Genomic DNA, 20,452 nt, shown 5'->3' on the forward strand with positions numbered 1-20,452 from the left:
CGGCGCGTGACAGCACCGGCGCTCACGCGTTTTCACTCCACATCGCCCCCAAACGGCTCGATCTCCGGCGCGGCCAGCAACGCAAGCGCCGTCTTCGTCGCAAGCGCATTGTCCGACTGATACGCCGCCGCATACGCATAAGTCCGCCACGTCGGGTCTTTCAGCGCAAACAGGCACACCGCCATCAACGCCGTTCCAAGCGACGACAGCGCACCGCCACGCTCGGTGCGACGCAACTCGGCCAGTGCATCCGCCCACGCCCGCGCACGCACATGCCACCACGCAAGCGCGACGCGGTCTTCCTCCACCTCCGGCTGCATCACGCCGATCGCATCGAGCAGATCTTCCAGCACCCGCAGATCGCCGGGCAGATCGAGTTGCGCGCCGGCCCACAACACGCCGAGCATGCCTTCGACGAGTTCGTCTTTGTCGTGTGGACCACGGTTCAAGCCGCGGTTCCGCTTATTGGTCATCCATTTCATCGCTACCCCGTGGGTTACACAAAATCGCTCCCTGCAACGTACGGTTTGCTCAATTGCCATGCGCGATCGCGCGCGATTCCGCGGTGATGTTGCTAAGCGAAAGCTGGCCGCGCACCTCGTCGATGAAGACGCTGGCCAGCAGCGCCAGCATCAGCACTGTCAGCGCGCCCTTGACCGGCTGCCCTAGCGACGTCAGGTTCAGCTTCGACGACACCTTGCCGGTAAAGCCGAAACCGATATCGATCAACAACAGCAACAGCATGAGCGGGGTTGCCAGCTTGGCAACCGTTTCCATCAGGGAATCGGTCTTGTGCATCACGAAGGCTTCGATGATTCGACCGCCCACCGGCGCGAGATTTTCGAGTGGCCACCATTGATACGATTCGTACACCGCGCCGAGCAGCGACATCATGCCGCCCAGCACCCAGAACGCCGCGATCGCGAACTGACTGAGCAGCGTCGAGGTCAACGAGGTCTGCTGTCCCGAGCTCGGGTTGGACATCTGGATATTGTTGAAGCCGGTCAGATCGTCGACGTAGGTGCCGACACTCTCCGCGGCCCAGAACACCGTCGACGCCGCAAAGCCGAGGCCCACGCCGATCAACGCTTCCTTCAGGCCGACGCCGACGAGAAACAACCCGCTCTGCTGATCGAGCGTGCCGTGCTGGCCATAAGCGACGAAGCTGCCCCACAACAACGAGAGTGCGGTGCGCAGACGGCCCTGCACGACGCTGTCGCTGGTAGGCGGGAAGATGATCATCAGCACGATCAGACGCTCGCTGCATAGAGCAAGCGTCATCATGTAGCGAACCAGTTGATGGCTCGACTCGATCGCTTCGTAACTCAGGCTGCTCATGATGGTTTCTTCAGTAATGGGAGGACGTGCGTCGCGTCAAAACGGTCGCGGTCCTGGTCGCCTGCTCTCGGAGGCTTCCTCGTCCTGGGCGTCTTCGATGGCCGTGTTGATGGCGAGACACAACTTGTCGCGCCGTTCGCCGTAGATATCGATGCGCGCGCGGTTCTGCACGATCTTCGCGCGGCTCTGGTCGATTTCCGCCTGCTTGCTTTCGACCTGCGCAACGGCGCGCGCCGTTTCGTTCTGCAACTGCGCGTGACGCTCACCCATCGCGAGCTGATGTTCGCGCAGGCGCAAGTACGCATCGGGGCTGAACGCCTGGCCCATCATCTCGTCGAGCTTGCGGTCCTGCTCTGCAACCACCTCGGCTTGCTGATCGGCAGCGTTGCGGCATTCGGCGACAGCGCCCTCAAGCGCCTGACGCTCGCCGCGCAACGCGAGCAACGCGTCGTTCAGCTTGCGGTCGAGCGTCTTGCGACGCGACAGCACCCGTTCGAGCGAGACGACCCGGCGATCCTTCACGATGTGTTGCGCCTCCTTACGCCTGAACGATCTGATGCAGGAAGTCGACCGTGACGGCCGGGTCGACGAGTTCGTCGGTCTCTTGCGCAAGGAACGCACGGATCACCTCGATCTTGCGAATCGCTTCGTCGGCGAGCGGATCGCTGCCGCTTTGGTATTCGCCGACCTGCAGCAACAGTTCGACTTCCTTGTGCCGCGCCATCAACCGTCGAATATGACCGGCCGATGCAACGTGTTCGCGCGGCACGACCTGGGTCATCACGCGCGACAGGCTGCCCAGCACGTCGATGGCTGGATAGCGGTTCTGCGCGGCGATTTCGCGCGACAGGATCATGTGGCCGTCGAGAATCCCGCGCACTTCCTCCGCGATCGGATCGCCACCCGATTCGTCTTCGGCAAGAACGGTGTAGAGCGCGGTAATCGAGCCGCGCACGCCGAGACCCGCGCGCTCGAGCAGACGCGGCAGTTCGGCGAAGATCGACGGTGGGAAACCGCGGCGGGTCGGCGGTTCGCCCATTGCCAGACCGATCTCGCGCTGCGCGCGGGCGAAGCGCGTGAGCGAGTCCATCATCAGCAGCACACGCAGGCCGCGATCGCGGAAGTATTCGGCCACCGCGGTCGCTGCGTAAGCGGCTTTCGCGCGCTCGATCGACGAACGATCGGAAGTCGCGCACACCACCACCGAGCGCGCCATGCCTTCCGGGCCGAGAATGTGTTCGACGAATTCGCGCACTTCGCGGCCGCGTTCGCCGATCAGCGCAATCACGTTGATGTCGCATTGCGCACCGCGCGCGAACATCCCCATCAACGTGCTCTTCCCCGCGCCGGCCGGTGCGAAGATACCCATCCGCTGGCCTTCGGCGAGCGTCATCATGCCGTCCACCGCACGCACGCCGGTCGGCATCGGCCGGTCGATCACCGGGCGGCTCATCGGCGACGGCGGGTCCGCGAAAACCGGCTGGAATTCGTGGCAATCGAGTTCGCCCTTACCGTCGATAGGTTGCCCGAGACTGTCGATCACACGTCCCAGCAACCCATCGCCGATGCGGATCGCGAGTGGACGCTTCAGACCGACCACACGGGTTTCGCGCGAGATGCTGCCGAGCCGGCCGAACGGCGACAGCAACGCGATATCGCGCGAGAAGCCGACTACTTCGGCGCTTTGCAGCAACTGTCCTTGTGGAGAACGCAGCTCGCACAACTCACCGAGCGTCGCGTCGAGTCCGCTGACTTTCAGCAGCGTACCGATCACTTCCTGAACCTTGCCGGCGGCCGTCGGCCGCACCCGTGCGCGCAGCTCGCGTTCGATCGCATTGGCCATGAAATCGAAGCGGTCATCGCTGGCGAGCCCCGTGTCGGGTTGATCGTCGGTGTCGAAAGTCTTCATGTGGAAGTGTCCCTGGGCAAGCGTGGCAGTACGGCGTCAAGCGACATCGCGCTCTGCGGTTTCGAATTCGGCGCCGATGTCGGCGGTGGGAGCGTGCGTATGTTCGACGGCGGCAACGGCGTCGGCAAAGAAGTTCTGTTCTTCGGGGTCTGCCGGATTGCCGGCTTCGCTCTGCTGCGCAGCGAGCGGCTCGGTATGGCTCGCCGTACGGGCGTACTCGTCCTCAGTGGTATCCTGCGCGGCGACGAAATCCTGGTCCCCGCCCCGCTCCAGCTGCTCGATGTCGTCTTCGTTCTGCATAGCGGGTTCGGGTTCGTCTTCATCGGGCGGCAAGCCGTCGATCGCACGCGACAGCGCGTCGCGAATCGCGGCCAGTTGCTGCGGCAAGCTCGCGTCGACCGCACCGAGATCGGTCTCGCAGATGCAGTAGCCGCGCTCCAGCTGCGCGTCGGAGCTGACCTGCAGATTCACCACGCGCCCAACCTCGCGCCACTCGCGTGCCACCGCGCCGAACGCCGCAGTCGCTGCCGCGAGATCGTGCGGATGGACGCGCACCTTGACCGGGCTGCCGTCGGCAACGATGCACTCGACCGTCGACGCGGCCTGTCTGAACAGCGCAATCGGATCGGCCGTCGCGACGATCTGTTCGACCGCGAGCGCCACCAGTTGCGCGAGCCGGTCGCGCTGCCGCTGCCCGATCGAAGGCATGTCGGCCAGCATGCGCAGGCTGCGTTCGTGCCAGTCGGCGAGACCTTGCTCCCAGCCCGCTTCGTAGCCCATTCTGGCCGAACCCTCATAGGTCGCCTGCGCCTGCGCAACCAGTTCGTCGGCTTGCGCCTGCGCCGCATCGAGAATGGCCTGGGCCTGCGTGCGTGCTTCTTCTAACACCGCCGCGCAGCGCCGGTTCAGATCTTCATATGCGCTGTCGATCTCGACCAGCGCTCCAAAGTGTTCGGCGCGCACCACGTCGTCGGTAATGCCGACACCGTGGTCCATGCCATCCCTCAGCGCATCCGGGTTGCGTAACCAGATCACCATGATCGTGTCGGGAAAAAGTCGGCTAGTTGAGAAACCAGCGTGAGGCTGGTTTTGCTCACTTTCGCATGGCCGGGTGTGTCCGGTAGACGCGCGGGCGCAGTCTCGTCCGGCAATGCGAACTGCAGCAGCATCATGGGATGGTCGGCGCTCCAGCGGCAGTCGCGCTCGAACAGGCGGAACCCTTGCAGCGCAAGCGAATCCGCGCTGGGTTCGCCGCGCAGCGGCTGGCCCGCAGTCAGGCCGCCGCGTTGCGCGAGCAGCATGCGTGTCAGATGCGGACCGAGCCATTCGTCGAGCAGCACGCGGCGCGGCCGGTCGATCCACAGGCGCAGCTCGTAGACGTGCTCGACCAGTACGCGCATGCGCAATACCTTCAGGCAGTCCGCGAGCGGCAGGCGCATCAGCGCGACGCTCGCATCGCCGAACGCGGGTAGCGGCGCGGGTGTGAATCCGACGCTGTCGAGAAAGGCTTCGGCCAGTTGCGCGCCGCGGCGAGCGTCGAGCCCGGGCAAACAGGCTGCATACGCAAACGAGGCGATGCGGGCCGGATGCATCCACTCGAACAGCGTGCGGCGGCGCTGGTGGTATTCGGCCAGGTTTGCTGCGATGGTGCGCGAAAGCTTCACCGCTGGATCGACGGCGGGTTCGGACGGCGCTGGGTCCGATGCTTCGGACGGGTCTGACGCGTCCGCTACATCGGCTGCTTGCGGAGCATCCGACGCAGCCTGCGTGAACTGCTCCGCCGCGTCGATCGCCGCGCTGAAGTCGTCGGCAAATACGCTGTCGTCGATAGTCTGAGCATCGCTCATCTCACTCCCGGTACACGCTCAGAGGTCGAATTTCAGGCCGCCGCTCAGGCCGCTGTTTTGGATGCCTTCGGCGCACGCGCGCCACGTTTTGCCAGCACGCCCGACAGCTGGCCCTGCATCAGTCCCGCGAACCTGTCGCGCCAGCGCAGGAACGCGCCAGCCAGCCCGATCAGGACGACACCGAACGCGAGCGCCACATAACCGAGCGTGCCGCCCCCGCTCTGCACATACGCCGTCGGCACCGTGAGAGGATCGGCAGGCACCGAGATCACGCTGACCTGGTCGTAGGTCAGCCCTTCGATGCTATGTACGACGAGATTCTTGATCGCGGGCGTGAGCGTTTCGACGTTCGCGTCCGACCGGTATTTGATGAATACCGAAGCCGACGAAGGACGGGCCAATTCCGCGAGCGGATCGTTGTTCGGCAGCACGATCTGCACGCGCGCTTCGACCACCCCGTCGATTTTCGTCAACGTATCGTCGAGTTCCTGCGACAGACCATAGATAAACCGCACGCGTTCTTCGGTCGGCGTGGAGACGAGGCCGTCTTTCTTGAAGAGCCCGCCCAGGTCGTCGAATTTCTTCGACGGAATACCGCGTGCCCGCAGAATTTCCATCGCGCGCACGAGCTGCTTTTCCTCGACGCTGACCGACCACGTCTTGCCGCCGTCGGGTGTGCTCTTCTCGGCATCGACGCCGTACTGGACCAGCGCGGCGACGATCTCATTACAGTCGCGCTCGTTCAACTGGCCATACAGCTCCTTGTGGCAGGCGCTCAGCATGAAAACGAGGGCTGCGCAGGTCAGCAGCTTGCATCCGCGCGCAACAGTGCGTGAGAGAGGGGTCATGTTATTGGTTCTTCATCAGAGTCTGAACGGCGTCTTTCGACGACGAGACGGCAGCCATCTTCACCTGCAGATCGGCATTGAGGCTGGCAATTTCGAGCTGCACCGTCATGTTCGCGGCGGCCATGCGTTCCATCGACAGCGAACTCATGTGCTGCGTCAGATACATCACGTCGTTCGGCGCCTGCTGGTAGTAGGTCGCCTGTTCCGCGACGGCCTTCGCCACGATGTTGTGGTCCGGGTGCTCGGGCACGCTCTGCACCGGCGGCGTCGGCACACCCTCGTTCATCAACGCCTGGAACCGGTCCGCCTGTTGCGGCGAAACCGAAGCATCGACGCCGGTACTCGACGATGTCGATGCGATCTGCTGCTGAAACTGCGCAATCATCGCCATGTCCACGTCGGCTCTCCTACGAAGATCGAAACGCCTGGGTACCGCTACGACCAGAGGCAGGACTAGATGCGGATGTACTGCATCGACATCAGCATGTCGTCGGCTGTCAGCGTGCGCGCCACGCTGGGCTGTGGCTCCTGCGCGGCCTTTTCTTTTTCCTGTTCCAGTTCGCGGGTCGACTCGGGCGTCACGAACTGCCCCGTGCGACGCGCCGCGGCGTAGGCGTGCTGCAGATCGTCGTTGGCGATCAGCGTCTTGGCGAGGCGCGTCACGTCGTCGTTGCCGCATTCCTCGATGACCTTGCGCGCTTCGTCCTGCCAGCCGAACGTATGGGTCGCCTTCATGCATTGAAGCAGCATGCCGCGGCTAGCCGGCATGCATACCGAACGCTCGATCAGGCCGCGATATACCGATTCCGCTTCGGCCCACTCCTTGCGGAGCATGAACAGCCAGCCGTCGAAGAATGCGAATTCCACACACGTGGGCCGCAGCACATGCAGGGCCTCGACCAGTTGCTCGATGTCGTCCACGTCGACCTTCGTCGCCGGTCCATCGGACCCGCCAAACGCCGCACCGACCAGATCGGCGAGGCAGCCTAGCACCGCCGGCGCGCATGTCGCGTGTTCCCTCTGATCACTCATTCCTTTTCCCCAAGAAAATCAAAGATTGCGGAAAGCCCCTCTTCTGCCCGACATATTTCTGCCGACCATGATCGAGACATTACGTGGCGACAGCTTCGCGCCGGGCGTCGGGCACGAAGTCGCACACCGATATGCGAAGCAACCCGCGAACGGGGTTGCCGGGGCGTCGTTACGGGATATTTCCATGTGTCTTCCTGATAGCTGCCCCACTGCGGCGCATCGCTTCGCACGCCCCGCCCGGTCTTCGCATCGGGCCGCCGTTGCGAAGACCCGAACAGATAACGTATGTCTACGGCGGCGCCTCACCCGGCTGCCGCCCTGAGCAACAAGCCGAGCAGCAACTCACCACGGTGCGTAGAGAAAGATGGCCGACGATAAAACCGAAGAACCCAGTGAGCAGAAGCTGCGCAAGGCGCGCGAAAAAGGCGAGGTCGCGAAGAGCACCGACGTCGTCGAAGTCGCAGCGCTCGGCAGCATGCTGCTCGTGCTGCAGGCGGGTCAGCACTACATGGTCGATTCGTTTCGCGCGGTGATCAAAACTGCACTCGATTTCATGAGCGGGCCTAGATCGCTCGATGCGCTCTATGTCGCATTCGCCGACATGGCGGGCCATACGCTCGGCATGGTGTGCGGCGTCGCCGCGATCGGCCTGTTCGCAGCGATCCTCGCGTTGGTGCCGCAAACCGGCCTGCAGTTTTCCTTCGAAGCGATGGCTCCGAAGTTCGATGCGGTCAATCCCGCCGCCGGGCTGCAAAAGATCTTCTCGGCGAACTCGATGCTCGATCTGGCGAAGATGACCGTGAAAGGCGTCCTGATCCTCGCCGTGATGAAGACGACCATCGTCTCGGTCATGCCGGTCGTCGCGAGCGCGCTGGACCAGCCGCTCGCGCAACTGATCCACGTGTTGTGGTCGGTCGTGATGAAGGTGTTCGCCACGGCGCTCGGCGTTTTCATCGTCATCGCGGCGGTGGATTACAAACTGCAGGCCATGATGTTCATCAAGAAACACAAGATGAGCAAGGACGAGGTCAAGCGCGAATTCAAGGACAGCGAGGGCAACCAGGAGGTCAAGGGCGAGCGCAAGAAGCTCGCGCACCAGTTCGCGAACGAAGGCCCGACGGGCGGCCTGAAGCGGGCCAACGTGGTGGTCGTCAACCCGGTTCACTACGCAGTCGCGCTGCGTTACGACCCGAGCGAATTCCCGCTGCCGGTGGTGATCGCCAAGGGGCTCGACGGCGATGCGCTGCTGCTGCGCCGTCGAGCCGCCGCCATGGGCATTCCGATCGTCGCCAACCCGCCGGTCGCGCGCCAGTTGCACAAAATCCCGGAAAACCAGCCGATTCCCGAAGAGTTGTTCGAAGTCGTCGCAGCGATTCTTCGCTGGGTCAGCGGTATCGGCACCAAAGTCGCGCTCACGGAGTAGTCCACATGTTCAAGAACTTCAAGATTCCCGGATTTGGCGAAGCCGGTATCGCGCTTCTGCTGGTCGCGATCATCTCGCTGATGATCCTGCCGCTGCCGACCATCGTCATCGACATCCTGCTGTCGATCAACATCACGATCAGCGTGACGCTGCTGATGGTGACGATGTATATCGGCAGCATCACGTCGCTGTCGTCGTTCCCGTCGATGCTGCTGTTCACGACGTTGTTCCGCCTGTCGCTGAACATCGCCTCGACCAAGTCGATCCTGCTGCACGCGGATGCCGGCGACATCATCGAAAGCTTCGGCGAGCTGGTGGTGGGCGGCAACCTCGTGGTCGGGCTCGTGGTGTTCATGATCATCGCCGTGGTGCAGTTCATCGTGATCGCGAAAGGTTCCGAGCGGGTTGCGGAAGTCGGCGCGCGCTTCACGCTGGACGCGATGCCGGGCAAGCAGATGAGTATCGACGCCGATCTGCGCGCCAACATCCTGACCGCCGACGAAGCGCGCAAGAAGCGCGCGATGCTCGCGATGGAAAGCCAGTTGCACGGCGGCATGGACGGCGCGATGAAGTTCGTCAAAGGCGATGCGATCGCGGGGCTGATGATCACGATGATCAACATCGTGGCCGGCATCGCGGTAGGCGTGGCGTACCACGGCATGACGGCGGGCGATGCGGCCAACCGGTTCTCGGTGCTGTCGATCGGCGATGCAATGGTGTCGCAGATCCCGTCGCTGCTGATCTCGGTGGCAGCCGGCGTGATGATCACGCGGGTCGGCGACGACTCGCACGGCGACGAAGAGCGTTCGCTTGGCGACGACATCACCCGCCAGTTCGGCAGCAGCTCGCGCGCGCTCTACTTCGCCGCCCTGATGCTGCTCGGTTTCGCCGCGGTGCCCGGATTTCCGGCGCCGCTGTTCCTGCTGCTGTCGTTCCTGCTCGCATTCGTCGGCTACCGTCTGCAAAAGAAGTCGGGCCGCAAGGGCGGCAGTTCGGGCAAACCGGTCGTGTCGCTGCAACGCGCCGGCGCGAAAGGCGAAGCGCCGTCCATCCTCTCGCGGGCACCGCAGTTCACCTGCCCGATCGGCGTGCGCATGTCGAAGGATCTGAGCGCGCGCCTGTCCGGCGACGCGCTCGACAAAGCGTTCGATACCCAGCGCGCGAAGCTGCAGGCCGAAGTCGGCCTGCCCTTCCCCGGCATCATGATGTGGGCCGATGAAACCCTGCCCGACGATACCTACGAAGTCGTGATCTTCGACGTGCCACATGCGCGCGCGAACCTCAGCGCCGCCGCGGCGGAACTGCTCGCGCCGGCTGCAACGGCTGCGGCCACGGCCATGGTCGCGGAAGAGGATGGCTCAGCCGTGCCTGCCGAAACAGCCGCAGTCGCCGAAGTCGTCGACAACACGCCGCGCAAGGCCGAAGTCGTCATCGCGCAGCACACCATCTCGCTGTTACGCGGCAGCGCGCATCTGTTCCTCGGCATCCAGGAAACGCAATGGATGCTCGACCAGCTGGAGACCGACTATCCGGGGCTCGTAGCCGAAGTGCAAAAGGCACTACCGCTGCAGAAGATGGCCGACGTCCTGCGCCGGTTGCTCGAAGAGCAGGTACCGATCCGCAATATCCGCAGCATCACGGAAAGCCTGATTACGTGGGGTCCGAAAGAGAAAGACATGCTGATGCTCACGGAGTACATCCGTGTCGACCTCGGCAAGATGATCGCCTACCGCGCAACCGGCGGGCCGCGCGATCTGCCCGCTGTGCTCGTCGACGTGCAGGTCGAGCAGCATATCCGCCAGTCGATCAAGCAAACGCCGACCGGCAACTTCCTCGCTCTGCCGCCTGACGAGATCGGTCATCTCGTCGACAACCTGGTCCAGCTGGTCGGCGAGTCGCCGCGCGGGCCGCTGGCGCTGATTGCATCGATGGATATTCGCCGCTATGTGAAGCGGATGATCGAAGCGCGTCTTGGCTGGCTGCCGGTGTATTCGTACCAGGAACTCGGTGCGCATATCGACCTGCAGCCGATCGGCCGGCTGATGAACTAGGCCCGGAGGGTAGACCGTGCACACTTCAGGAACGCATCGCGCGCATGTGATTGCCGGGCCGGCGCCGGAACATGAACCGTTGCACAGCGGTACGCCGCACATGCGGCGGATGGCTGCGCTCTTCAATGCACACCGCGATGCGGTTCTGCAAGACGGCGAAGCGATCGATACGCAGGAGCCGGTGCTGGAATCTGCGCAGACGCACGACACCGAATCCGCGTCGGATAGTCCGTCCGGCGCGCATAGCGAACTCGATCTCCCGATGCCGCTGCTCACCCTCGCCGAAGGGGAGCAGAAACAGAACGGCGGGAGTCAGAAGGACGCCAACGGTGGCGATGGTAACGGTGGCAGCGGCGGCAACAGCGATAGCGACGGCGGTCGTCATCCGCAGTCCAACGGGGTAGTCGCGAAACCTGCAGGCACGGGGTCGACCGCGGCCCTCGCGTCGGCATTGTTCCGCGCTTCGAATGCTTCATGCGCGGCGGCGGTCTCGACTCCCGTCGCCTCAGCAACGAACAACACCGCATCGCCATCTCCGCAATTCACACCGACGGCTGCCCTGCCCATACCCGGCGAAATTCCGACCACACCGCCGCAACCCGCGCACGCCCGCGTCGAAGCGACCACCGGCACATACGCCATCGGCGCGCTAAACAACGCGCAACAAGCCAACCCACTGGTCGACTCGATCGTCTCGAGCGTCGCGGATTTCTGCGCCAACCCGGCCGTGCATTCGTGCAATCCCTGGCATATCACCTTGCCGCTCGACCCCGATGTGCTGCCCGACTGCCAGTTGAGCCTGATGCTTTCGCATTTCGACCTGACGCTTCGCTTCATCACCGCAGCCCCGGCCTCCCAGCAATTAGTCTTGCAACATGCAGATGCACTACGGGAGCGGCTTGAAGCGCTACCCGGTCTTCACGAAGAGAACCGCCGGAAAATCGACATCATCGTTGCATAAACAGCGCGCCAAAAACACAACAACACCATGGTCCATACCGATTCGCGACTAGCCGATACCGCTGCCTCCGATACTGCCACGCAGGTGGGCAGCCGGACCCCGGTCGCACTCGACTTCGGCCTGCTGCCGGCAGTCATGCGCAGCACTGCGCGTCAGCACCGGCTGGCAGTCGACGAACGGTTCGGCGCGCTGCTGTTCCATACGCTCGGCATGACCGACTGGAGCGCGGGCAACCGCAATCCGCTCGATCCCGCGCGTACGGCAACGCTGCGTCTGCGCTGGGGCGCACGCACCGCAACGGTACTGATCGATCTGACGCAACCGGCCGGTCTCGCGAGCGTACTGCGCGCCGATGACCCAGAGCAGGACGATGCGCAGACCGACACGAATCTGCGTGCGACGGTGTCCGCGATCCTGCTCGAACCGCTGCTGAAGGGCTTCGCGCAACTCGGCATGCAAGGCGTCGAAGTGATTTCGCTCGAACGCAACACCGAGCCGGTGGAACGGCCCGTCGAATGCTGCGCGATCTCGTTCTGCATCGGCGACACACGCTACGACGCCGTGCTCGATCACATCGACGACGGCTGGCTCGACGCGTTCGAGCGGCGGCTCGGCGACCACTGCATGCCGCTCGCGACGCACATCAGCGAAATCGAAGTGCGCGGCCGGCTGCTGCTCGGCGAAAAGTCGATCAGCCTCACGACGCTCGACTCGCTGCAACCTGGCGACATCATCCTGCGCGCGCTGCCCGATGCAGTGCGCGCGTTTTTCCTGAAAGAGACTGCCTCGGTGAGGTTGCCGATTGTGTGGGGCCATCACGGCACCCGACAACTGCACGCGATGGCCGACGTAGCCGACAACGTACTTACCCTGACCGGAAACCCCACCATGAGCCACGACACGCGCTTCAACACGCCCCTGACGGAATCGAGCGATACGCTCGTCGAGATCGACCATCTCGATCTGCCGTTGAAGCTTGAAATCGATACCGTGTCGCTGCCGGTCGCCCAGTTGTCCGCGCTGCGCGCCGGCTACGTGCTCGAACTGCCGACCGCCTTGCACGACACCCGCATCCGCCTCGTGACCTACGGCCAGACGATCGGCTTCGGCGAACTCGTCACCGTCGGCGATCATCTCGGCGTGCGCGTCGTCCAGCTGTCGTAGATCATGGTTCAGTTCAACGACCTCACGGGACTACTGATTGCGGTTGTCGTAATCAGCCTGATCCCGTTCGTCGCGATGGTGGCCACGTCGTACGCCAAGATCGTCGTCGTGCTCGGGCTGCTGCGCAACGCGCTCGGCGTGCAACAGGTGCCGCCGAACATGGTGCTCAACGGCATCGCGATTCTCGTCACCGCCTACATCATGGCGCCGATCGGCATGCAGGCGATGCAGAACATGCAGAACATGCCGCACCGCCAGGGGGATTCTTCGGCGCTGATGCTCGATGCGTTCGATGCCGGCAAGGAACCGTTTCGCGCGTTCCTCAAGGCCCATGCGCATGAACGCGAAAAACGCTTCTTCGTGCGCTCCGCCGCGGCGATCTGGCCGAAGGACATGGCCGCGAAACTGCACGACGACGACCTGATCGTCCTTGCACCGGCCTTCACGCTGACCGAGATGACCGACGCGTTCAAGATCGGCTTCCTGCTCTACATCGCTTTCGTCGTCGTGGACATCGTGATTGCCAATGTGCTGATGGCGATGGGCCTGAACCAGGTGCAGCCGACCAACGTGGCGATTCCGTTCAAGCTGCTGCTGTTCGTCGTGATGAACGGCTGGTCGACGTTGATACACGGCCTCGTGCTCACTTACCGCTAAATCACCGCTAAACGGACACGCGATGGAAACCGACACGCTGGTTCGCATCACCACCCAGGGCCTGCTGCTCTGCCTGTCGATCTCGCTGCCGGTCGTGATCGTCGCGGCCGTCTCCGGCCTCGCGATCTCGTTCATCCAGGCGATCACCTCGATGCAGGATCAGAGCATCTCGTATGCGGTGAAACTGGTCGCCGTGGTGGCGACCGTGTTGATCATGGGAACGTGGGGCGCCTCGGCGGTGCTGCGTTTCGCTAACGAAATTGTCGTTCTGGCGGTGCCGTCATGAGTAGCCGGCGCGTCGACAGCCAGTCGCAGCAGCCGCAAGCCGCGCATCACCAGGAGCAGCAGGAGTTCGGTGCCCATACGAACCAGTTGTTCAAGGTGCGGAAGTTTCGAAACATGAAGGTTAGAGCCCAGAGAATGCTGGGCCAGAAGGAGGCAGTTGCACACTGGAAAGGCATCAAGATTGCGGAAAGCCGTAACAAGCGGGCGATGAGTGCGGCTGCACAAAAGCGCATGGCGCCGTTCGGCACGACGCCACAGCGCGGAACTCCAGGGGGCAAGCAAGCCCGTCTGCGCGAACGCGACAAGGCGCTCGGTAAGGAAATCAAGGATCCCGACCACGAAAAAGAGGTCGACAAGGAACATCTCGAGAAGGACCATCCGCGCGAGCACGACCAGTTGCCTCAGAAGGAAAGAGAACGCGAACGCGAGAAAGAAAAGGACAAGGAACGGCAGCAGCAACAGCAGTCGGGCAAGGAGCAGCAGAAAGACTCCGACCCGCAGCAGCAACAGCAACAACATCAGGGCCGGGAGCAGCGGCAGAACAGCGACGGCCAGCCCCAGCAACAGCAGGGGCAGCAACAGAAACGCGAGGGCAAGGGCGAAAACGGCGCCGCAAAGTTTGCCGTTACGCGCAAAAAGGTCAGCACGGCCGTGAAAGTCATGGAGAACTTTCAGGTGCTCGGCGCAAAGCTGAAGGACGCGCCGCCCGCCGAAAGAAACCGCGTGCTGCTGCAAACCTTTGCCAAGGTCGCATTGCGCCTTTTCGCGCAGCTGGACCACGGTTTTGCGCTCGCGCCGCTAGCGGTGCTCATTGCAACCTCCCCGGCCGCGATGCGGCGCGCACCAGGACGACTGCAGGCGCAGATCTCGGCCGCGACGTTCAACTTCAACTCGCGGGTCGTGAACGGCCCAGCAGCGGCCAAAACGTCCGCATCGGTTGGCTTGCTCAGTCACACCTACGATATGTCGCGCACGCGGCAAATCTTCGGCGTCGAGTACCCGATGGAAGATCAAAGCATGATGTCGATCCGGCAGATCATGATCGATGCGAAGGCCACCATGCCCACGCTGGTGGCGTCACACGGCGTGCCGACCGGTTCGGATAATCCGCCGGAACTTCGCGTTGCGCCCGCGCCCCCTGCTGTCGGCTCATAAACTGAAGTCATCGAATCCAGGTAACGCCTAACGGGACTAACGAGCATGAAAGCGCTGAGAGTACTAACCGGCACGCACGCCGGCGCGCAAATCCGCTTGACGGTCGGCACCTACCTTCTGAGCGCCGGCGCCGATGCGGACATCTGCATCAGCGACTGGCAGGTCGACACGCTCGCGTTGACGCTCGGTGAAGACGGGGTCACACGGGTACGGCTCGACGGCGCAGAAGAAGTCCTGATCGCGGATTTCATCGCGGTGCCATATGGCGACGTGGTGTTCTGCGTCGGCCCCGACGATGCGCACTGGCCGCGCGATCTGGATCTGCTCGCAGGATTGTGGAAAACCGCCGAGCCCGACTTACCGGAAGAAGAAACGGTGGCAGCGGAAGCGGCAGATGCGCAGCCCGAGACGTTGTCCGCGGCATCGCGTACCAAAGCGCTGCGCACCGCCGGCGTCGCACTGGCCTGCACGGCACTGATTGGCGGCTTGTTGACGGCCGGCGTGATGATGGCAGGCGCGCAGCCCACCGAAGCCGCGACAGTCCGCTTCGATGCAACCGAACTGTCGAAGCAGATGACCGAAGCGCTGCATCGCGCCGGGCTGAAAGAACTGACGGCCGCGCCGCGCGGCACCAACGTCGTCGTGAGCGGCATCGTCACCAATGCGGACGGCAGCGACACGGCGCGCAGGATCATGGACACCCTTGCACGTGGCAAGACACTGCGTGAGTACGACGTCGCGCAGCAGGACATCGACAACATCCAGCAGTCGCTCGGCAATGCGGGCGCACGGGTCGAGTACAAGGGCAACGGTGTGTTTCGCGTAACCGGAAACGTGCAGTCGCTCAAGAAGTTTCAGCAACTGCTCGCCAACGTCAAGCCGGATCTGGATGAGAACGTCAAACGGCTCGACGTCGATGTGAAGGAAACGCGCTCACCGGTTCCGGATATCCGGTATGCCGAGGTTGTCTCGGTGGGTAGCGTGCACTACATCGAAACACCGGACGGCACCAAGCATCTGCTGGATACCACCAGCAACGGTAAAGAAAGCGAATGAACTCAAAAGGAACCGACATGTACGACGCATTGCTCCCTGTTGCGCAAGACCTCAATACCCTCGATGCGACGCTCAACGCGCCGGATAGTCAGCAGCGCGTCGCACGGATTGTCGGGGCGTTCGAAGAGACGGCCCGACGGATCAGTTCGGCGACGCAGGCCGCGAAAAGCGACCACGAGCGGCTCGAGCTGCAAAAGCTGTACCGCGGCATGATCGCGGCGCAGCGCATCGTCCTCACGCTTCACGAACGTCACAACGAGCGCGGCGTGATGGTGTGAGGTTCGCGGAGCGCCGGATCATCAGGTCCGGCTGTCGCGCTCCGGGTTTGTTGCAGTGGCAGTCGTGACCTTCAACCTTGGCAGCGGTTTTGGTTAACTTCATCTTTAATCTGGAGAATCATCATGAGCAGCGGGATCCAGTCATCCGGTGTAAATCAGGCAACGCAGGGCAACCAGGACTCGGTGGCCGAGATGCAGAACATGGCCAACCAGAACAACGCAATGACGATGGCGAGCATGCAGATCAACATGCAACAGCAGATGACGAGCGCGATCGCTTCGGTGGGCAACAACGGCGCAAAAAACGTCGCCGATGCCGCGAAGGGGCAGTAAGCGCAAGAAGTTTGCGACGCGGTACCTGGGGGTTGCGGGACTGGAAAGCGTTGGGCGGTATCCGGTTCCGTAGCCTTTTTTCTTTTGTCTTTCAGTCACAGCAACTGCATTCATGAGCCGGGAACGATACGAGGAACTGGTCCGCGACATCTGCCAGGTGGTAGACCTGCCGGATGCGGACTACGTACTCGAAACGAAGACGATCGAGATCGAAGGCTTCGAAGTCCGGCTCGAGAATTACGAAAACGACCCGGGCTCGCTGTACGTGAATTTTCACTACGGCGCGATTTCGCCTGGGCGGACGCTGGTCGTGTTCAGGTTGATGCTCGAAGCCAACCTGCTGATCTATGCGCAGGATCAGGCGCAGTTATGTCTCGATGCCGATACGGGCAGCATCGTGCTGCTCGTGCATGTGCCGCTTACCGATGACCTTACCGGCGAGTACCTCGCCGAACTGTTTGCGCACTATGCCGAGCATGGGCGGTACTGGCAGACCAATATCATCGAGTCCTCGGACGAGATGTTCGAGGGGATCGTTTCGGGGAATTATTTGTGGTTGCGGGCTTGAGGTAGATCGTACTCATGCTCAATACACCGGGCTGATACTCCATCCGCTCATCAGCGGCGTATTGATGATGATCGTCGTACCCGATCCAGCGGGGCAATAGTTCGAGTACCATGCTGCCCCGCCCGTGCCGTCGCCCGTGAATACGCCCCAGTTCGTCATGATTCTGACCGAGTATGTACCGGGCTGAAGCACCTTGTTCAACGTCACGGTGACGCCCGCGGACCCGTCAAGGATATTGGGCGACTGCATTTCCGAATGCGAATACGACGTAGTGTGGCCGGTATCCATGATGTCGAGATATTGCGTCAACTGCGCCAGCCAGTTCGTATGGTCACACTGCGCGTGATTCATGTGCGCGTACGAAGTCACGTTGATCGTGCCGGTGCGCACAAGCGTCACATCGCGATAGACAAAGTTATTCTTTGTCAGCGACACCGTGTCCCATTGGTTCTGGGTGGCATCGGGTGCAGCACAACCCGTGTAATCTACCGCCGCATTGTTCTGCGACGGATAGATGATCTGGCAACCGTTATCCGCCGTGCCGGAAGTCATGGAGGCTGTGCTGGTCCAGACATATGCCCCGCTAACCTGTTGGCATGAGAGCACCTCGCCGTCTGACTTAACGCCGAGTTGCACGGGGTTTGTTACATCCGGTTGAGCTTTACCGTCAAGACTTAACCCACATGGCTGTCCCTCTGTAACGAACGTCGGAAAATTGACCGCACCATTGTTGTCGACTGCGGATGGCACCCACTTGGTCCCTGTCCACGTGTAAGGCAACTGGGTGTCCATCGTTACTCGAGTCTCGCCAGGTACCTGGCCCGCCATGCCGGCTAAAGTCGCGACGTCCGGGACGGCTTCGCGCCAGGGCATTGGTGTCCACAGTCCACCGATGCATGACAGCAAGTGATTGCTCGTATCCGCGGCGAAGAAGGTCGCCGTCGTGATCGCAGGATTAGTGCAGGCATCCCCAGCCTTTGCGTAGGTCAAACCAATCGGCACATTCATCACATTCAGATCGGGGCGTCCTGGTACAGCGTTGCGATACAGGAAGTCAGTCGATTGATTGCCCGGCCCCATCATGAACAGCTGATTGGCAAGGTGCCCCGCCGTAAGCGTGCAGGGCGCCTTGTCCCACGAACTGGCCGGCGCATTCCAGCCACCATAAGCACCCACGGCAGCGACTGGCGTTTTGGTATCGATCAACCCACCGCCAACGCCTGCGTTCGCAGCAATATAACCAAGTTCGGCGACAGGAATCGCGGTGCCGCCCGTGCTGACGAGTAACGCGTCGATCTGCCCGCTGGCCGGCTGCTGAAATAGCAGGCAGACGGATTGCTGGAAGGCGTTAGTCGTGGTGCCGTAACTTGCGGGGATGTACTTGTTAGCGACCATATCGGTGACTGTCCACGCGGTGGTGGCTCCGCCGACCGGAACGGCCGTCAGCAGCGTCGCGTAGTTCAGCTTGATCGCATCATTCACAGCAGTAGCAATCTGCCGCTGATATTGCGCAACCTCCTGGTCGCGCGTGTCGTTCAGCGACGTGTTGATCATCATGCTCACACCGACAATCATCAGCGCGCCGATAAACAACGCCGCCAGCGCTTCGACCAAGGTCACGCCGCGCTGGCGGCCAGGTAGACGCCTGATCTGGCGACGCTTCAGAATACTTGTGCGATCCATACTGGCGTTCCGTCAGTGAGAGGAGGCATGCCGGTCGGCAACATGACGTTGCCGCCGGTATTCTGCGGATTGACGATCTGTTTATCTAGAACAGATCCGGCTTCCACGGAATATCCAGCCTGCTGAAGCAACGCACCCAGAAAACCGGCGGGCAACGGTGGTCCACCCGCTGCCGGATAGACAACGACGATTCCGTTGTTGACGTAGTTTTGCCAGCGCGTCGATGTGTAGTTCCAGTTACCGGTGTGAGCAAAGGCGCTCTGAGGTACCGCGCCGGCTGCCGTGTGGTGGTTGTACACGTAGTTGTCGAGCTGCTCGCGGTAAGACGCCATGTCGCCTGCCAGCGCAGCCGGCATATCGGGCGGCACCGCATTCACATTGGAATTCGGCAATAGCGCATAGAAGGAAATCAGCGCCGCAGCGACAACGGCGATCCAGAGTGCCCACATACTGCATGCTCCTCAAGCTTGTGATATCCCGATACGACGTGTGTCAGGCCGCGATGTGTGGAATCAACAGTACGAGACGCTGCGGCGCGTTCGGATCAGCTTGACCCGGCGACGGCGCGGCAATCACCAGGCACTCTCCCGGCGCGAGATTCGCGGCCACGATCTGTTCGTGTGCGGGCGTATCTCCTGCCTTCGTACTCGAGAGACCAAGATCGACACGCAACGCAACACGTTGAAACGCCGCTTCAGCATCGAGTGTCGGCTTGACCGATAGCCAGAGATTGTCCGCACCATCGGGCACGTCCCCTTCGCGTAGCGCGAGCCGTGCTTCGTGCCGATCGATCACAGCGGGCGTTCCGTCGAGCGTGAGCATCGTGCGCGACACTTCTGTATGCGCACGCTGTGCCTGTTCAAGTGCGTGTAGCTGTACGACGAGATCGTGTCCGCCATCGGCGGCGGTTGCGAAGCCTAGCGTGTCACTGCTGCCTGCGCCGGCATCGCCGCTCGTTGCAGCAAGCGGCAACGTAGTGCCAAGCTCGGCCAGCGCATCGCGATTGACATCGACCACCCATGCTTCAACCGACACCAGTTTCGGCCGTGTGTCGAGATCGGCAACCAGCACCGCATCGCCGTCGATCCGTTCCGGCTTGTCGCGGATCAGCACAGAGTTAGTCGAAGCATCCGCTTCGACGATCGGTAACGCTGCGGCGAACTCAACCGGCTGCACCGCATTCTGATTCGCATCCGTGCCGAGTCGGCCATGCATGAAGCGTTGCTGCAATAACGTCGCCACGCCCTGCACGATGACATCGTGCCCACCGATCGAGCGAACCTGATCCGCAGCAAGCGCCGACTGGAGACGTACTACCTTCACTGTTGTTCGGGTGCGGGCTTGCGCGTCGAGTTCAAGACGCCCCGCTGCGCTGCTCAACTGCGCGATATAAGCAGCGGGTCCTTTGACGACTACCGTGTGATGTACCGGATCGAATTGCAACGGAAATCGCGCATCGGTCACACCCGACTTCGCGAGCCCCGCGGCCAATGCATCTGGCGTCAGGTAGTTCAAGCGAATCGCGAGCGTCTGTTCGTCGCTAATAGGCGAGATCTGGATCGCCGTGCCGTCGTAATACCAGTCCAGATCGAATCGCGCGCAAATGGTGTCGAGAAACTGCCGCGGCGGCATGACGAAGTGCCCGTGCACGGTGCCCTGAATGTTGCCGCTCATACGAATCGGCACATTCTGTCCGGTAGAGAACGCATTCAACGTATCGACAAGACTGCTGCCATTGGTGTCGTACACGAAGCGATTGCCTTGCCAGTTGACGCCAGGCGCACCCAGCACGCCAACGCTGCCCATCGCGACAGCGAGTACGCCAGCCAGCATCGAACAACGCAGGAGAATTCGGATCGACATG

General features: G+C 62.3%; 23 protein-coding genes. 11 read left to right on the plus strand and 12 right to left on the minus strand.

Translation table 11 applies throughout. The features are described 5' to 3' along the window. Positions 1–32 precede the first annotated feature (32 nt). From FNZ07_RS00455 to FNZ07_RS00495, 9 genes are all read right to left on the minus strand, one after another. The gene (locus FNZ07_RS00455; RefSeq protein WP_245811316.1) at positions 33–449 is read right to left on the minus strand and encodes an HrpB1 family type III secretion system apparatus protein; all 417 of its coding nucleotides are present in this window, start codon (positions 447–449) and stop codon (positions 33–35) included. Between the two features lie 82 nt (positions 450–531). After that, positions 532–1,338, minus strand: coding sequence for a type III secretion system export apparatus subunit SctT (sctT, locus tag FNZ07_RS00460; RefSeq protein ID WP_091006989.1), 807 nt, complete (start codon positions 1,336–1,338; stop codon positions 532–534). Between the two features lie 36 nt (positions 1,339–1,374). Beyond that, positions 1,375–1,860: a hypothetical protein gene (locus tag FNZ07_RS00465; RefSeq protein WP_091006992.1), complete on the minus strand. Its 486-nt coding sequence runs from the start codon at positions 1,858–1,860 to the stop codon at positions 1,375–1,377. Between the two features lie 16 nt (positions 1,861–1,876). Further along, entirely contained in the window at positions 1,877–3,181 is a 1,305-nt protein-coding gene (gene sctN, locus FNZ07_RS00470; RefSeq protein ID WP_245811383.1) for a type III secretion system ATPase SctN, read from the minus strand. 102 nt (positions 3,182–3,283) lie between these two features. Beyond that, the gene (sctL, locus tag FNZ07_RS00475) at positions 3,284–4,285 is read right to left on the minus strand and encodes a type III secretion system stator protein SctL (protein WP_091006996.1); all 1,002 of its coding nucleotides are present in this window, start codon (positions 4,283–4,285) and stop codon (positions 3,284–3,286) included. Continuing rightward, the gene (locus FNZ07_RS00480; RefSeq protein ID WP_091006998.1) at positions 4,279–5,094 is read right to left on the minus strand and encodes a type III secretion protein HrpB4; all 816 of its coding nucleotides are present in this window, start codon (positions 5,092–5,094) and stop codon (positions 4,279–4,281) included. Before FNZ07_RS00480 ends, sctL begins: the two co-directional genes overlap by 7 nt. A 44-nt stretch (positions 5,095–5,138) precedes the next feature. After that, positions 5,139–5,942, minus strand: a complete 804-nt coding sequence (sctJ, locus tag FNZ07_RS00485) for a type III secretion system inner membrane ring lipoprotein SctJ (protein WP_091006999.1) — start codon at positions 5,940–5,942, stop codon at positions 5,139–5,141. A gap of 1 nt (position 5,943) precedes the next feature. Next, positions 5,944–6,333, minus strand: a complete 390-nt coding sequence (locus tag FNZ07_RS00490; RefSeq protein WP_091007001.1) for a serine kinase — start codon at positions 6,331–6,333, stop codon at positions 5,944–5,946. Between the two features lie 62 nt (positions 6,334–6,395). Then, complete coding sequence (locus tag FNZ07_RS00495; RefSeq protein WP_091007003.1) at positions 6,396–6,974, minus strand: HrpB1 family type III secretion system apparatus protein; 579 nt, start codon at positions 6,972–6,974, stop codon at positions 6,396–6,398. Between the two features lie 364 nt (positions 6,975–7,338). On the opposite strand from FNZ07_RS00495, the gene FNZ07_RS00500 reads away from it, so the two are divergent. The 11 genes from FNZ07_RS00500 (at position 7,339) to FNZ07_RS00550 (ending at position 16,905) form a co-directional block, all read left to right on the plus strand. Continuing rightward, entirely contained in the window at positions 7,339–8,397 is a 1,059-nt protein-coding gene (locus FNZ07_RS00500) for an EscU/YscU/HrcU family type III secretion system export apparatus switch protein (protein WP_091007005.1), read from the plus strand. Between the two features lie 5 nt (positions 8,398–8,402). Further along, positions 8,403–10,448 (plus strand): type III secretion system export apparatus subunit SctV, encoded by a 2,046-nt coding sequence (sctV, locus tag FNZ07_RS00505; RefSeq protein ID WP_091007007.1) that lies wholly within the window; start codon positions 8,403–8,405, stop codon positions 10,446–10,448. Positions 10,449–10,464: 16 nt separating this feature from the next. Further along, positions 10,465–11,409, plus strand: a complete 945-nt coding sequence (gene sctP / locus FNZ07_RS00510) for a type III secretion system protein SctP (protein WP_143098009.1) — start codon at positions 10,465–10,467, stop codon at positions 11,407–11,409. A gap of 27 nt (positions 11,410–11,436) precedes the next feature. After that, positions 11,437–12,573 (plus strand): type III secretion system cytoplasmic ring protein SctQ, encoded by a 1,137-nt coding sequence (gene sctQ / locus FNZ07_RS00515; protein ID WP_245811317.1) that lies wholly within the window; start codon positions 11,437–11,439, stop codon positions 12,571–12,573. 3 nt (positions 12,574–12,576) lie between these two features. Further along, positions 12,577–13,230, plus strand: coding sequence for a type III secretion system export apparatus subunit SctR (sctR, locus tag FNZ07_RS00520; RefSeq protein ID WP_091007011.1), 654 nt, complete (start codon positions 12,577–12,579; stop codon positions 13,228–13,230). 22 nt (positions 13,231–13,252) lie between these two features. Further along, entirely contained in the window at positions 13,253–13,516 is a 264-nt protein-coding gene (sctS, locus tag FNZ07_RS00525) for a type III secretion system export apparatus subunit SctS (protein ID WP_091007013.1), read from the plus strand. After that, a complete protein-coding gene (locus FNZ07_RS00530) occupies positions 13,513–14,670 on the plus strand; it encodes a hypothetical protein (protein WP_091007015.1) in 1,158 nt (385 codons plus the stop codon). Before sctS ends, FNZ07_RS00530 begins: the two co-directional genes overlap by 4 nt. Positions 14,671–14,715: 45 nt before the next feature. After that, entirely contained in the window at positions 14,716–15,726 is a 1,011-nt protein-coding gene (hrpD5, locus tag FNZ07_RS00535) for an HrpD5 family protein (protein ID WP_091007017.1), read from the plus strand. Then, the gene (locus FNZ07_RS00540) at positions 15,723–16,004 is read left to right on the plus strand and encodes a type III secretion system protein (RefSeq protein ID WP_245811318.1); all 282 of its coding nucleotides are present in this window, start codon (positions 15,723–15,725) and stop codon (positions 16,002–16,004) included. The genes hrpD5 and FNZ07_RS00540 overlap by 4 nt, the downstream gene beginning before the upstream one ends. 123 nt (positions 16,005–16,127) lie before the next feature. Further along, the gene (locus FNZ07_RS00545) at positions 16,128–16,337 is read left to right on the plus strand and encodes a hypothetical protein (RefSeq protein WP_091007021.1); all 210 of its coding nucleotides are present in this window, start codon (positions 16,128–16,130) and stop codon (positions 16,335–16,337) included. A gap of 112 nt (positions 16,338–16,449) precedes the next feature. Continuing rightward, positions 16,450–16,905 (plus strand): CesT family type III secretion system chaperone, encoded by a 456-nt coding sequence (locus tag FNZ07_RS00550; RefSeq protein ID WP_091007024.1) that lies wholly within the window; start codon positions 16,450–16,452, stop codon positions 16,903–16,905. A gap of 18 nt (positions 16,906–16,923) precedes the next feature. On the opposite strand, the gene pilV is transcribed toward FNZ07_RS00550, so the two are convergent. Genes pilV through FNZ07_RS00565 form a run of 3 tightly spaced genes read right to left on the minus strand, consistent with a single transcriptional unit; the run spans position 16,924 to position 20,451 of the window. Then, positions 16,924–18,588, minus strand: coding sequence for a shufflon system plasmid conjugative transfer pilus tip adhesin PilV (gene pilV / locus FNZ07_RS00555; RefSeq protein ID WP_091007027.1), 1,665 nt, complete (start codon positions 18,586–18,588; stop codon positions 16,924–16,926). Further along, positions 18,567–19,037: a type IV pilus biogenesis protein PilM gene (pilM, locus tag FNZ07_RS00560; RefSeq protein WP_091007031.1), complete on the minus strand. Its 471-nt coding sequence runs from the start codon at positions 19,035–19,037 to the stop codon at positions 18,567–18,569. The genes pilV and pilM overlap by 22 nt, the downstream gene beginning before the upstream one ends. A 43-nt stretch (positions 19,038–19,080) precedes the next feature. Further along, positions 19,081–20,451, minus strand: coding sequence for a hypothetical protein (locus FNZ07_RS00565; RefSeq protein ID WP_091007034.1), 1,371 nt, complete (start codon positions 20,449–20,451; stop codon positions 19,081–19,083). Position 20,452 lies beyond the last annotated feature (1 nt).

Origin of the sequence: Paraburkholderia megapolitana, assembly GCF_007556815.1 — a bacterium.
Lineage (GTDB): Bacteria > Pseudomonadota > Gammaproteobacteria > Burkholderiales > Burkholderiaceae > Paraburkholderia > Paraburkholderia megapolitana.